We start from the raw sequence: 14438 nt of genomic DNA, 5'->3' as shown, positions 1-14438 counted from the left end.
GGCTGATATTTACGACAATTGCCCTGTATTTACGGTTGTTAATAGACATCAGCGGGTGAATGTGACGCTAAACGTGAACGAGCGTTGACGCAGCCTGTAGGAGTAGCTGTAGGTGTCGAGTGCGCTGTAAACGGTGTAATAGTAGTTGCGGGTGTCGAGGATGTTGTCGGCGCGTAACGTGAACTTGAATTGCTTCAGCTTGTAGCTTATGCCGAGGTCGAAGAGCGATATGCTCTTGTGTTCGTCGGCGGTTATCTGCTTTCTCAGCAGTTCGGTCTGTCCGAAGAGCTCCATTCCGTCAAGCGGATAGAGCGATAGCTTTATGTCGTGTGACATCATGTCAAATGAGCTGTGACTTGAAAGGTAATGGCTGAATGACTTGCTGTAATTCCCGTAATAGCGAATCTCGATAAGCCGCCAGGGAGCCAGCGTTATGTCGGCACTGATGCTGTAGGATTGACCGTAGTAGGGTATGGGTCGGTTTTGCTGCATCATTTTGTTGCGCGACCACGAGTAGTTGCCCGACAATGTGATTTTTGCTCCAATGTGGATTATCTGCTTGGTGACGGATGCCGATGTCGACAGCGACTGTGAGGAGTTGTCGGCGGCTATTGCGCTTGTGGCAATATCGCTTGAGTCGACAATCTGAGAGCTCATGAGATTGCGCTTGGCGTCGGAGTAGTTGGCCGATGCGTTGAAAAACCAGAAATCCATGGGCTTCTTGAATTCAAACCGAAATCCCGATGAAAAGGTGCGGCTTCGTGCGAGCAGTCCCGATGCTGCCCTGTTGGTGCGATAGGATGTCATGACGGGAGCCGTCATCAGGTCGAGCACATCACCGATGCTGTGGTTAAGCGATGAGTTCACGGTCAGTGACGAATTGCCCGAAATGTTGTACTTCAGGCGCATCGAGGGGTCAAACAGAGGGCGGTCGTAGTCGATTTTGCTTCCTGTGGCGTGATTGCGGGCGTGCATGACCATCATTCTGAGCGTCATGTGGAGGTCGAGTTCCACTTTGCGAGCCGGGGCTACGTATTGGTAGCTTGGCGACAGGGATAAGTTGCCGAAATTTCCCGTAATGTCGTTGAGATGCGATGTTCCGACGAGGTCGCTTTTGAGCCGTGAGCGTGAGTATTTCACCGAGAGGGGCAGATACATTGTGGAGCGCCGTCGGTTGTAGGCTGTCGATGCATTGGCCGAGAACTCGAGCCGGTTGCTTGAGAGGTGCTGCGTGGCCTCGGTGTCGTTGTCGTCGCTGTTTTGTAAGGCGACATTGAGGTCGGCTTCGGGTGCGATGCGGTATCTCAGTGACGATGACAGGTTCCACTGCATGGGGCCTCGGTTGATGCGCCATGAAAATGAGTTGGAGAGGTTGACCGTGCGTGCTTTGCGCAACTGGTTTATGTCACGGTTGTCCTCGATTGTCGAGATGCGTTCGGTGAGGAAGTCGGCGCGGGCCGAGAAGCGGTTGTCGACATAACGTGACGCGCTGTTGTGGTTGTAGGTGACATCGAGCGACGGGCGATGGGTGCGACTGTAGGGCGATATTGCTTCATTGAATGTCACGATCTCCTCGCCGGCGTAGTATCGGCTGAACTGACTGTAGGAGTAGTCGGTTGCGCTATAGGCGTAAGTGGCGTTGGCTTTCAGCGACGACACATCGGTGAACTTGCGCATGAATGACGCATTGACAAGCCGGTCGTCGGGCGAGATGTAACGGTAGCCTTTCAGGGGCGGTCGGCTTCCCGACAGTGAGCCGAGCGCCTGTGAGGCCAGGCTTTCATTGTCGGCTCCCGGGATTGTGATGTGGTCGTAGGCATCGGCTATGGCAAACTGGCGATCGTTGCCTGCCTTGGCCGAAACGATTGTCTGGAACTGCGGGGTGAACATCATGCCTGTGACTCCGATGCGATAGAGCCACTCGTCGCCGTAACCGACGAGCATCTCGGAGGTGCCGACCGGCTTGAACCTCACGCTGTTGTCGAGCGTGACATTCAATGCTACATCGTCACTTGGCTTGCCCTTGTCGACGAGTGCATCGTGATGGTTGCTCAGCACCTCTACGTTTTTGACATACTTGGCCGGCATGTTGCGGGTGGCGAGATTGTATTTGCCTCCGAGCATGTTCATGCCCTCGATGTAGAAGTTGCTGATGCTTTTGCCGAGGTAGCTGATTTGGCCGTTGCCGCTTACGTTTATTCCGGGGAGTTTCTTCAATCCGTCCTCAAGCGTCACATCGCTCTTGCCGAGGAACGATGCCAGCCTGTAGACGAGTGTGTCGCCGCGCTCGTTTATCATCGGGGCCGCTACGGTGACCTCCTTCAACTTGTTTTCGGCGGGGTGGAGCGTTACGCTTAGGTGCTGCTGCCTGTTGGCAATGCGCAACGTCGCCTTGTCGTAGGAGATGCATTGTGCCGTCACATCGAGCGAGTCGGCTGCAAGGGCAGGGACTTTAAGCGAGAACTCGCCTTTGGAGTTGGCTGAAGCGAAGGCCTTTATGCGGCCCTCGGAGTATAAGCGCACGACCGTTCCCGGAAGAGGCTGCTTGTCGGCATCTTCAACATTGCCTGTTATCGTCACCTGGGGCAGGGCGGTGACGATGCCGAAAATAGTCATGAGAAATGTGATCAGCGGTCGTGCGTTCATGGCAGCGGTTATTTAAGTTCGATGGGGGTGTAGCCGTTGGGGCGCTGTATAAGCGGTACTCCGTTTATGAGTATCGATTTGTTGGCGGTGACGGTTATGTTGCTGATCGATTCGGTTGAGATGCGACGCATCGGGTCCTCCTCCATGTAGTTCTTCGATTGAAGGAACTTGTCACGCGAAGTTTTCTGGATATTTATGTTGCGTAACTTGCCCATGGGCATAGCCGATTCACGGAACGATACGGCGGTGAATGTGTGCCGGCCTTTGTCGTCGCTCACCTTCATTATAAGTCCGGGCAGGCCGGCGAATTTCCACGGGCCGTTGCTCGATGCAATCTCTTCGGTGTACCAAGCTTCCCAGTTGCGGCCTCCGTAGGTCATTGTGGCTTTCATGCAAGGATATCCGCACACGGTGAGCGTGTCCTCGGTCAAAGTCCATTCAAACGGGGCGAAATCCTCCTCATACTCCACGATGTTGGGAATAACGATGTCGGTATAGGTGGTTTTGCCTTCGGGAATGTTTTGGTAGACCTCTCCGGTAAACAGGAATTCTTTTTTGTTGCGTTTGTTGGTGAGTTCGGCTATCTCATTGCCGTCGGCATCGGGCTTCATCGCAAGAGAATCGATGCAGTAGGTGGCCATGTCGGTGAATTTTGCCGAATTGTTGCCAATCTGCAGGATGGTCGAGTAGGTTTCGGGGACTGTTTCGCCGCTTTTGGCGGTTGCCATGATGTCGTACTGATAGACACATTCGTAGAGTGAATTGCCAAGGGCGGTGTATTCCTTAGGAGGGTTGTCGGAAGTGGGATTCTTCTTGACGGCCGATGTCCCTGTTACGCGTATCTCGTCGGATTGCGCTTGGGCTGTGATTGTGGGCATTGCAATTATCGCAAAGGCCATTGCATAGATGTGAAATGATTTCATAACGATAACTATAATCTTAGTTTGCGGTGCAAATATATCTCTTTTTCGAGATAACCTAAAATTTTAGTTATCGATTTAACATACTTTATGTCAAAAAATAGTGATGACTGTTGTCATGTCGTAATACATGTTGCCAAGTGGTATATACATATATGTGGTATATACATATATAATGATGAGTACGTATATATTAAAGCGAGGCTGTGTCGGTGGGTTTTGTGACACAGCCTCGCTCTCTATGGTTTAGTTGTGCTTGCCTCGTTTACTCAAACTCGGTGAACGACAACGGCATGAGTGATTTTACCGACGGAAGGATGTAACATTCGCCGGCTCCGGCAAGAATCACTTTCACGTTGTGGCCCGCGAGCGTTTCGTATTCAAGCAATGCCTGCCGACAGGCTCCGCACGGCGATATAGGCGTCTTGATTTCGTTGCCCGATGTTTCGCGTGCAGCTATTGCGATGGTCATGAATTTGGCATCGGGATAGCGTGAGTGGGCGTAATAGGCGGCGGTGCGCTCGGCACAGAGCGACGACGGGTAGGCAGCATTCTCCTGATTGGAGCCTGTGACTGTTTCTCCGTTGTCGAGGAGTATCGCAGCGCCTACCGAGAAATGGCTGTAGGGTGAGTAGGCGCGGAATGTGGCCTGGCGTGCGGCATCGACGAGCGAGCGGTCGGTCGGGTCGAGTTCATCATATTGCATGACTACTATCGGGGTGGTTATTTGCAGTTCTTTCATATCGCAAGCGTGTTATGTATTAATGCAAATGTAACGCTTTTGTTCGTGATTATGAAAAACTAAAGGAGAATGTAGGTAGTATTGCGAAATGATTTAACACAAAGCTTGCGATTATTAATACTATTCCTATTATCCAGAGTGAGAGGAGAATGATGCGGCCGGCCTTGCTTATCGGCTTAGATGAGGCGAAGATGATGTTGTAGATCAGCATGATTAAGGCGAGCAATGGAATGCCGATGAAGAGTATTGCGCCGATACAAATGAACGGGAGATTGGGGAATGTGCATACTCCAAAGGAATTAATGCTCATAGAGAATAGGCCTAAGATGGGGTCCAAAAAAATGGAGCTGAATCCGACGATGATATAGCCGAATAAAACAATGCTTGCTATGGCTATTAGGATAAATAAAACCTTGAAAATTGTATTAAAAACCGATTTTGTGCCATGACATGCATTGTTGAATTTCGATTTGACATCATTAGAATTGATGTAGTCGCGTGCCTTGTCATACTGCCGGGTCACTGTCTGGGCTATGTTGTCGAGTGTAGGGGCCTGGCCCTCCATTGCCATTCGGTCGGCCGGAGTTTTGGCTTCGGGTATTATGATGCACAGGACTACATAGAGGACTACAGTGATTATATTGGTGAAGAGAGTGAGGCATACAAAGAGAATGCGTATCCACATGGGGTCGACATTCAGGTAGACTCCCAATCCGCTGCACACTCCGCCCAACACCTTGTTGCAAGGATCGCGGAAAAGCTTGCGGCATTTGGCTGATGATGCCTGATGACATTCGTCGCCCTCGTCGTTGTCGCATGACGAAAAGTCCTCGGGGCGTCCGACGCGGTTGATGACCTCGCGTACATCATCGATTGTTATCACTGTTCCAGGCTCGGTACCGTATTTTTCGGCGAAGATGTCGCTTATGCTGCTTTCGATGTCGCTTATGATTTCATCGGAACTGTTGTTGCCGGCGAAAACCTGTCGGAGTGTGGTGAGGTAGTCCTTGAGCATATAGTAGGCATCTTCGTTGATGACGAATGTGCGTTGGCCCATATTGATGGTGATTGTACGTTCCATTGTTTTGTCGATTAATAGTTGCGTAGATGGTTTACAGTGTTGTTGATTTCATTCCAGGATTTCTCGAGCTCATCGAGAAATGACTCGCCTTGGGGAGTGAGAGAGTAGTACTTTCGTGGAGGGCCTAATGTCGACTCTTTCCATTCGTAGGTCAGCAGTCCTTCGTTTTTGAGCCGGGTGAGGAGAGGGTAGAGAGTCCCTTCTACGACAATCAGCGACGCTTCCTTCAGGGAGCTTATGATGTCGGTAGAGTAGGCCTTGTGCCTGTGCAGCAAAAGAAGGATGCAGTATTCAAGCAGGCCTTTTCGCATTTGTGATTTGATGTTATCGGGATTCATTTTATGTGAAAAATGGTGATTACGCTGCAAAGATAGGGGCGATTATAGTACTATGCAATACAAAGTACTATAATTAGCAGAAATTAACACAAGGAGGTGGGTAACCAGGATTGAAGTATTGAGAACTCCGTGTTGACAAATATTGGGGAACGGGGCACTGAAGGTTAGCGCAGGGCAATAAAAAACGCCGTGTCAAAAGGCACGGCGTTGTATTGTGAGTGATGAATGGAGTCAGAGCATCAGAGATCCCATATAATATATAGAGCACCCCAGGTGAATCCTGCTCCGAATGCTGTGAGTATAATCTTGTCGCCCTTCTTGAGGGTGTTTTTGTACTCATCGATACACAAGGGAATCGAGGCGGCCGATGTGTTGCCGTAGTGCTCGATGTTGACGAGTACCTTGGAGTGGTCGATGCCTGCACGCTCGGCCACGGCTTCGATTATGCGAAGATTGGCCTGATGAGGTATGAGCCAGTTTACATCGTCCATAGTCAATCCGTTGCGGGTTGCGACATCGATTGACGAGGTGAGCATGTCGGTAACTGCGTGCTTGTAGACTGCACGGCCTTCCTGATAGATGAAGTGCTCGTTGTTGTCTACGGTTTCGTGAGTTGCCGGATGAACCGAACCTCCCGCTTTCATGAGCAGGTGGGGGAGTCCGGTGCCGTCGATGTGGAACACACCGTCGATTATGCCCACCTTCTCTTCCGAAGGCTCAATGAGCATAGCACCTGCAGCATCGCCGAAGAGAGGGCAGGTGGTGCGGTCGCTATAGTTGGTCATCGATGACATTTTTTCAGCAGCCACGACGATGACTTTCTTGTATATTCCCGAGCGGATGTAGGCTGCTGCATCTTGAAGAGAAACAAGGAATCCCGCGCATGCGGCCTGAATGTCGTAGGCGTAGGCGTGGGTGAGCCCGCAGTTGTGGGCTATTATCGAGCCCGTGGAGGGGAATCGGTAATCGGGGTTGGAAGTCGCACATATCAACAGATCCACTTCCTCGGGATTTGTGCCTGTTGATTCAAGAAGCTTGTTGACAGCCTTGATGCCAAGGTAGGACGAACCTTCATTCTCCAATTTCAGGATGCGTCGTTGTTTGATGCCGACACGTGTTGTAATCCACTCATCGCTGGTGTCAACCATTTTCGACAGCATTTCGTTGTCGAGGATGTCATCGGGAGTGTATGAGGCAATGCCTGCAATTCTTGGGTAAAGCATGCTTTATCTTGTGGTTTATGGCTTCAGAATGAATAAATCATCGCCCGGGCAAAGCCAGATGCCCGGTGACGATGTTGTTTTTTTGACGGCTCAAAACTTGAGCCCAAATGCCGTGATAAAGCTACGTTATACGGCAGCACTCTTTTCGATAGCCACTTTTCCGCGATAGTATCCGCATTCGGGACATACGCAGTGGTATACGTGCCATGAACCGCAGTTGGGGCAGATTGCCAAAGTAGGAGCTACAGCCTTGTCATGAGTTCTACGCTTAGCTGTACGAGTCTTTGATTGTTTTCGTTTAGGATGTGCCATTTTTGTTTATTGTATTTATTTAATTGTTGTCGTTAAGTTTCTTAAGTTCGTCCCAACGAGGATCGGTGTTGTCGTCGGATGATGCGTCGTCGATAGTGTCATCGACCTCCTCCATGATTTCGTCCATCATCTCTTCATCCTCGTCCTCTTCGCCTGCACTGCCTTGTGCGCGATGCTTCTTGAGCAGTGTGCTCATTGCGCGGTTGCACTTTCCGAGCGGGTGCACGTGCTTGATGGGGATTGTGAGAGCAACGGTGTCATAAATCATGTAGGCGATGTTGAGATAGGCGTCGCCTTCGGGGATTTCGAGCAACTCGTCGGAGTCGTCGTTGAAGTCGGGCCCATACTTGACGAAGATGTGGTAGCTCGTATCAACGGGCCACTCAAGGTCGTCAAGGCAGCGGTCGCATACCAAGGTTATTTCGCCGGCAATGTCTATGGTCATGTCATAGATGTCGCCTTTGTTGACTACTGTTACATGTACATCAAGATCGGCTCCGTGGATGTCGGAACTCTCCATATCCACGAAGAATTGCTTGTCAAGATGGTAGTCAAATTCTTGGCTGCCAACAGGCAATGACTTTAACGGGAGCTTATAAGCTGAAAATTTTCCCACGATAGTTTTTTGAAAATCCGCCGCAAAGTTATACATTATCTTCCAATTAATCAACTTTTGCCGCATTTTTTCGTGCAAGACGGGTGTGCGGGCGGGTGTTGACGGCCGTGAGGGGCCTAAATGTGCATCAGGTCGCGGAATATGTCGAGTGCTGTCTTTATGTCGTCCTCACTGCATATCGAGTCAATGTGCACACGGCCTATTTCGCTCAGGAGGGTGAAATTGATGTCGCCCGAAGTGTTCTTTTTGTCGTGATGCATCAGCTCCAGCAATGCGGGGTAGTCGTCGCAGGTTATGGGGAATATGCCGTAGTTGTTGTAAACATAGTCGGCAAACCGCTTCAGCTCCGAGCTGGGGAATCCCATGGCAAGGTGACTCAGCACGAGCTCCACGACACATCCCCAAGCTACCGCGTAGCCGTGAGGCACGGGGTTGTCGCGTCGCATTGCGAGGCTCTCGAAGGCGTGACCTGCGGTGTGACCCAGGTTGAGGGCGCGGCGTATGCCCTTCTCGGTGGGGTCCTCTTCCACGATTCGGCGCTTCACGCTCACCGACTCCTCAAGCAGTGCAAGCATGCGCTCGCTATCGATTGACGTGACATCACATTCAAGCAGGCGGTGATAGGCTTCGGCGCTGTCGATGAGGCCGTGCTTCAGCATTTCGGCATAGCCTGAGCGGATTTCCTCGACGGGGAGTGTGTCGAGGAAGCAGGTGGAGATTATGACGGCATCGGCTTCGCGGAATGAGCCTATCTCATTTTTAAGCCCGTTGAAGTTGATTCCGGTTTTTCCGCCCACGGCTGCGTCGACGGCCGACAGCAGGGTGGTGGGCACATTGATGAAGTGGATGCCGCGCTTGAATGTGGCGGCGGCGAAGCCTCCCATGTCGGTGACCATGCCTCCGCCGAGATTGACCATCAGGGAGCGGCGGTTGGCTCCGGCACGCTGCAATTCGTTCCATATATGGACGAGCGAGTCGAGATTCTTGTTGACATCGCCGGGCTTTACCTTTATGACTGTAGCGTTGTCGATTGCGGGAAATTGTCCGACAATCTTTGACAACACATGATTATCGGTGTTTTCATCCACGAGGATAAATGTGCCCGAGCAGTTCATGCCTTCGATCATCGAGGAGAGCCGCTCGGCAACGGAGTTGGTGAATATTATGTCTTGATGTTTCATCATCGTCATGTATTTCAGATTGATGTGTTGAAAGTGTCGAGCAGCAGCGGAAGTCGCTCGGCGAGTTGCGGCATCGAATGATAGATGATGTCGGCTCCCGCATCGATGAGCTGTTGCTCGGGGATGGGGCCTGTGACAACTCCTATGGTGAATGCTCCCGATGCGTGTCCTGACATTACCCCGAGCGGAGCGTTGTCGATGGCTATGCAGTTTTCGGGATATGCGTTGACAAGTTCCATGGCCTTGAGGAAGGGCTCGGGATTGGGTTTGCCGTGCTTCACATCGCGCGAGGTGACCCTGCGGTCGGGCGGAAACGCTCCCGGATAGTCGGCATCGAGGCGGTTTAGAAGCGAGTTCTGGCCCGAACCGGTGACGAGTACCGTAGTGATGTTGCGCGACATGAGCAGGTCGACCATGCGTTTTGCGCCCGGCATAGGCTCTACCGGCGGCATCGCGCTGAAATATAGCGTTTTGCGGTGATATAGCTCGGCGGCCTGCTCGGGAGTGGCGTCATGACCGAATGTGCGCTGAAACAGCAGGTTGATAGTCGACACACCCGTGCGGCCCTCATAGAGATAGAACTCGTCATGGTCGGTGGGAATGCCCTCCTCGGTCATGAGGCGATACCATGCGTCGGCATGGTGTCCCATCGAGTCATATAGGGTACCGTCCATGTCGATAAGCGCCGCCACAGGGGAGAAGCTCATCAGGTCGCGTCGTGAGAGGTAGTTAAGTATTGCTTTTTGCTCGTCAATCATTTCTTGCGTGATTTTTTCTTGTTATCCTTTTGCTCGTCGGGGGCAGGTTCGGGTTTCGGCGGAGCCGGAATAAGACCCTCCTTTATAAATATGAGCGAATCGGCGTGGGATATTGTGTCGCCCTCGGCACTGAAGTTTACGGCTTCGGGGCGACGGCTTACATTCAGTCGGCCTACACGGGCGGCGTTGGTGCCTCGGCGGAATACGCGCTCGATTTCGCGCATGAGGTTGATGCGCGTGGTGTCGACGATCGCTATGCGCTCGCCCGACTGATTGGGCTTGTATTTCGCGCCCCCGAGCCTGATTTTCATCTTGTCGGCGTTGCCCGAAATGTTGAGTCCGAACTTGAACGGCAGCGGTGACTTCAGCACCGATATGTGGTACTTGTAGTTGAGGGCGAGGTCGTTGGAGCCCATCACCGCAAGCCGATAGCGGTCGAAGTCGAAGACAAAGGGGAACATCTCGACCGTCGAGTTCTCGACAAGCATCTCGACATCCATCGATGCTATGCGGTTGACTTTCTTATCCTTGAACATGAGCCACTTGGATAGGGTGCGGAAGGTTTCGGCATCGAGAAGCACTAGGTCACGCCCCGAGAGCTTTATTGCCGCTTCAAGCGACGGCAGCTCGATGTTCATCAGCGAGTCAATGTCGGCGGTGGCCGCTATGTCGGCGTCGATTATGCCTTCGAAGCTGTTGAGTAGCGGCATCAGCGAGTCGACGGCGGGCATCATGTTGAGGAACTGGTGCACGTTGACACCGTTGAGCACGAGTCCCATGCCGAATCGGATGTCGCTCTTGCGGGGTGCCGAGTAGAGCGCGGTGAGGCGAGCGCTTCCTATGTCGGACGACGCCGAGAGGTCGCGCAGGTTTATGGCTCCCCGGTTCACTATGAGTTCACCGTTGAAGTCGTGCATCGCCAGGTCGGAGTATATGATGTTATGTGCCTTGACCGATATGTTGGCCCGCAGGTTGGTGGGAACGAGCAGTGCGCTCGTTTCGCCTGAGGCCGCAGCCGCCGAAGCGAGGCTGTCGAGCTGATGGGTGTTGTCGACAGTCGCAGTTGTGACAACCCCTTCGCCGGCCTTCTCGGCGAAAGCCGAACCGGCGTAGGCGGCCTGCACGATTTCGTTGACATTTAGTGAGTCGCTTGTCACGTTAAGGTCGGCCTGCAGGGTGCCTCCCGAGGTGAATGCGCGCCTGATGTTGCGCAACTTTCCCGAAATCATGAAGTCGGAGCGGCCTACATCGTATCTCACGCTGTCGAGCGTGACGCTGTCGGTGGTAAATTCAAGGACGACATTGCTGAGCCTGTTTCTCACTGGGAAGAACGGCGTGAACATGCCTCCGCGCTTGGCCTTTATGGAGCCCTTCACATCCCATTGGCGCAGAAGCCGTTGCATGGAGGTGCCTACGGTGAGGTCGAGGGTTTCGTAGTCGTGACGGCTGTTGCGTGACGACATTTTCCGCATCATTGCGATTATGGAGTCGGTCGAGAGGGTGGGATGTTGTGCGCGCAGCGAGTCGTAGCGCATTTTCAGCCTGCGGTTTACGACAGGGGTCTGCCTGAGGTGGGCCGATATGTTGAACTGTCCGTCACGCAGTATGAGGCGATTGTAACGGTCGGCATACTGAGCCTGTTCGGTGGCTATGTTCATGCCGAGCTGCGGCACTCGCGCCTGACCTTCGTAACGCTTCAGCGCGGCGTAGGCGCGGATGTTGTTCAACTTCACTTTGGTGGAGTCGTCGCTTGACAGGAAGTTTATGTATTCGGCACGGAATGTTGCGCCGATGGGAGTCACGACAGTGGTGTCGGATGACGATGAGTTGTTGCTGCATCCGGCTCCGAGTTTCAGCGACCTGGCGAAAAGCGACACTCCCCGGCCGGTGAAGGCGGCGGTGTCGATGCTGACCGATGCCGTAAGCAGTGAGTCGACGCGATTGGTGTCGCGGACGAAGCTTTCGTTGGTGCCGAGCTTAAACTCCGACAGGTGAGTGTAGATGCGCGTGTCGGTGTCGGGTGAGTCGTAGTCAAACTCTTTAAGCGTGAGCGTGCCGTTGAGCAGCATGTTGTGGAAAGAGTTTTTGTTAAGGTGACTCAGTTGCATCTTTACGTGGGTGTCGATGTCGAGCTTTCCGGCGATTGTGCCCGGGATGTCCGATTTCATGGCCTTGGCCATTCGGTTGAAATCGGCCGATGCCACAATGTCGGCGTCGACTGCGGGATCGGTCGTCAATGCCGTGGCCGTGCCGTTGAGCGACAGTTTCATGCCGTCGGCCGATGCGGTGAGCGATTTCACCGTAACCACCGACTTGTCGATGTCGTCGCCGTTGACATTGGCCTCGGCCTCAAGAGATAAGGCGTCCCAATGATATTTGTCGTAGTAACCCGAGCATCGCGGAATGTCGACCGTCACGGTCATCGATGGCAGGCTGTCGGTAGCCGGAACATAGGGCTTGGCGAGCTTGGCCGTCATCGCTATGTTCATGTCGGTGTCAAATGCAGGCAGTTGGGGCCTCCATTGTGCGGGGATTGAGGCAAGTGCCTGAGCTGGCGAGAATGGCGTTACGGTCAAGTCGAGGTCTTCGACGGTGAATTCGTCCCAAAGCTTGAGCCTGGAGTCGAAACGTGTCGACAGCTCGTTGACAGCCAGGGTGAAATCCTTCAGTTCGAGCTCCTGCGGTCGGTCGTGATGCCAGTCAAGCCGTCCGTTGATGCCCACACGCAGCGAGTCGATGTTTATGTCGGGCGAAATCATGGCCGACAGGCGGCTGTCCATCGTTATGTCGTAGCCCGGATCGTTGCCCTTAAGGCGGGAGTTGCTGAGCCGTAGTGCGACATCGATGCTGTCGGCTGCCGAGAAATATCGCACATCGAGAGCGTCGATTATGTCAAACCGGTTGATGGTTATGTCGGGAATCGAAGTTGCGGCCTCCGAATTGTCATCGGGACTTGGAGGAACGATGTTGTGGTTGGCCGTGACACTGTCGTAGACAACGGCGTTAAGCTGCATCGACTTAAGCTCCACATCGTAGAGGCGAATCTTGCCGATGAGGAGCGCCATTACATTTACTCCGCCGTGGAAGCGGTCGACAGTGGCTATTGTGTCGGCATACACGGGCAGCGACTCGCGCTGTGCCGGGTCGAGTGAGTTGAACGCGTTGCCAGTGAGAGTGAGCGAATCGATGTCGATGTAGAGATGAGGGAATGTTTTCCACACAGTGAGCTCGGCGCGTGACAGGTCGAGGCGTCCGTCGATGTAGCCGTTGGCGGTCTTTTCGATCAGCGGTGTCAGCTTTTGCGGCGTGAGAATCCACACAATGCCTCCCAGCGTAAGCACCATGAGGAGCAGCACAACGCCTACAATCCAAGCTGCGGCTTTCAGCAGCTTGCGCCAAAGGGGCTTAGGACTCTTTTGCTTGTTCTTTTCCATCGTATGATGATTCTATGTTGTCGTTTTTAGGCCGTCGGGCGGTTATGTGGAAGCAACCTTGCTTGCGCTCATACTTTACATAACAGCGTTGCTCGTCGCGAAGTTGCTTCAAAACCTCGGCAAGCAGGTTTTTTAGGTCTTCCTGTGTGCGCGCCACCGTCACCGAGTCGCAGATGAATTTGGCATAGCTGATGTCGAAGGTGGTTCCGTACTGATGGGCCGATGCCTCTACCGCGTTGACATTTCGGCGGCGCAGGCTGGTGACGCTGCTGCCTGTGCGTAGTACGCTCGTCACTTTCAATCGGTAGCTGCCGCCACCACGGGCCATGAGCGAGTCGTTGAAGCGTTGGCCTATGTCACGCAGCAGGTCGGCCGCTTCGGGCACGAGAAACGGGAGCGAGTGGGTGAGGTCGTCGAGGTAATATTCGCGGCAGGTGCCTATGTGACGCAACGGACGATTTATGTGCCATGCGTCGGCCGGATTGGAGATGGGTTTTATGCCTATAGCCTGTGCTTCGTTCAGATGAATGTAGTTGCTGTCGTTGAACACTCGCGGCAAAGAACCGCCTATCGGGTTGATTTTCAGCTTTACACACCCTCCGTCGGGCATCGAATCGAGATGAGTATAGAAGTTGTTGATTGTGTCCACCGTCGACGGAAAAGCCTGTGAAGAGTCGCTTGAACAGCTTCTTGTGCATAGTACCGTGAGCCAAACGATGGCCGTTAACGCTATAGCCGCAGTGATGTATCGGGTTATATGATTCATTTTACGATTACTGTGATTGTGATGTTGTTGACGGCAATCGGCCGTTTAAGGGTGTAAAATTACACATAAACCGTCTAATACACAAAAAACAGACGGCATTACTTATCACAAGCCCTGCCGTCCTTAAATTCATGAGAAATCTATCTACTATTATTGATGGATTCTTTGAATGTTTTTACTTGAATGTTGTCTGGTGGTATTTACATGATTTTTTCAGGTCGCCTTTTTTCGTGCTACAAAAATAAACAGGCGTTTTATCATCTGTTTTGCTTAGGTGAAAAAGAGGGTTAAAAATAACGATATAATTGTTGTTTTAGTTAATTGTTTTGGTTTGTATAATTTCACAGTGCAAGTTTAAGTATTTTTGATTGTATTTACACAATTTTTATCGGCAAAAAAACGCGTTTATGTTTTATAACAT

Annotated in this window: 12 protein-coding genes; all 12 read right to left on the bottom strand. The window is 52.4% G+C overall.

The features are described from left to right. Positions 1-48: 48 nt before the first annotated feature. Positions 49-2646: a TonB-dependent receptor gene (locus tag E7746_RS10725; protein WP_136410777.1), complete on the bottom strand. Its 2598-nt coding sequence runs from the start codon at positions 2644-2646 to the stop codon at positions 49-51. Positions 2647-2654: 8 nt separating this feature from the next. After that, the gene (locus E7746_RS10720; RefSeq protein WP_123395669.1) at positions 2655-3569 is read right to left on the bottom strand and encodes a GLPGLI family protein; all 915 of its coding nucleotides are present in this window, start codon (positions 3567-3569) and stop codon (positions 2655-2657) included. Positions 3570-3831: 262 nt separating this feature from the next. Then, the gene (locus E7746_RS10715; protein ID WP_136410776.1) at positions 3832-4308 is read right to left on the bottom strand and encodes a cytidine deaminase; all 477 of its coding nucleotides are present in this window, start codon (positions 4306-4308) and stop codon (positions 3832-3834) included. A 49-nt stretch (positions 4309-4357) separates the two neighbouring features. Then, the gene (locus tag E7746_RS10710; protein ID WP_136410775.1) at positions 4358-5389 is read right to left on the bottom strand and encodes a PspC domain-containing protein; all 1032 of its coding nucleotides are present in this window, start codon (positions 5387-5389) and stop codon (positions 4358-4360) included. 11 nt (positions 5390-5400) lie between these two features. After that, positions 5401-5727, bottom strand: coding sequence for a PadR family transcriptional regulator (locus E7746_RS10705; protein ID WP_136410774.1), 327 nt, complete (start codon positions 5725-5727; stop codon positions 5401-5403). 239 nt (positions 5728-5966) lie between these two features. After that, a complete protein-coding gene (locus tag E7746_RS10700; protein ID WP_136410773.1) occupies positions 5967-6950 on the bottom strand; it encodes a beta-ketoacyl-ACP synthase III in 984 nt (327 codons plus the stop codon). 126 nt (positions 6951-7076) lie between these two features. Further along, positions 7077-7262, bottom strand: a complete 186-nt coding sequence (gene rpmF / locus E7746_RS10695) for a 50S ribosomal protein L32 (RefSeq protein WP_123395675.1) — start codon at positions 7260-7262, stop codon at positions 7077-7079. A 19-nt stretch (positions 7263-7281) separates the two neighbouring features. Then, positions 7282-7878, bottom strand: coding sequence for a YceD family protein (locus E7746_RS10690; RefSeq protein WP_168184367.1), 597 nt, complete (start codon positions 7876-7878; stop codon positions 7282-7284). A 116-nt stretch (positions 7879-7994) separates the two neighbouring features. Then, positions 7995-9059, bottom strand: a complete 1065-nt coding sequence (gene aroB / locus E7746_RS10685; protein WP_136411343.1) for a 3-dehydroquinate synthase — start codon at positions 9057-9059, stop codon at positions 7995-7997. A 14-nt stretch (positions 9060-9073) separates the two neighbouring features. Then, positions 9074-9817, bottom strand: coding sequence for an HAD family hydrolase (locus E7746_RS10680; RefSeq protein ID WP_136410771.1), 744 nt, complete (start codon positions 9815-9817; stop codon positions 9074-9076). After that, positions 9814-13251 carry a hypothetical protein gene (locus tag E7746_RS10675; RefSeq protein WP_136410770.1) on the bottom strand — a complete coding sequence of 1146 codons (3438 nt, stop codon included), beginning with the start codon at positions 13249-13251 and terminating at the stop codon, positions 9814-9816. Before E7746_RS10675 ends, E7746_RS10680 begins: the two co-directional genes overlap by 4 nt. Then, complete coding sequence (locus E7746_RS10670; protein WP_136410769.1) at positions 13223-14017, bottom strand: DUF5715 family protein; 795 nt, start codon at positions 14015-14017, stop codon at positions 13223-13225. The genes E7746_RS10675 and E7746_RS10670 overlap by 29 nt, the downstream gene beginning before the upstream one ends. Positions 14018-14438: the final 421 nt, after the last annotated feature.

The sequence above is a fragment of the Muribaculum gordoncarteri genome, assembly GCF_004803695.1.
Lineage (GTDB): Bacteria > Bacteroidota > Bacteroidia > Bacteroidales > Muribaculaceae > Muribaculum > Muribaculum gordoncarteri.
The sequence above is the reverse complement of the archived record's forward strand: the minus strand, read 5'-3'. Positions and strand labels throughout refer to the sequence as shown.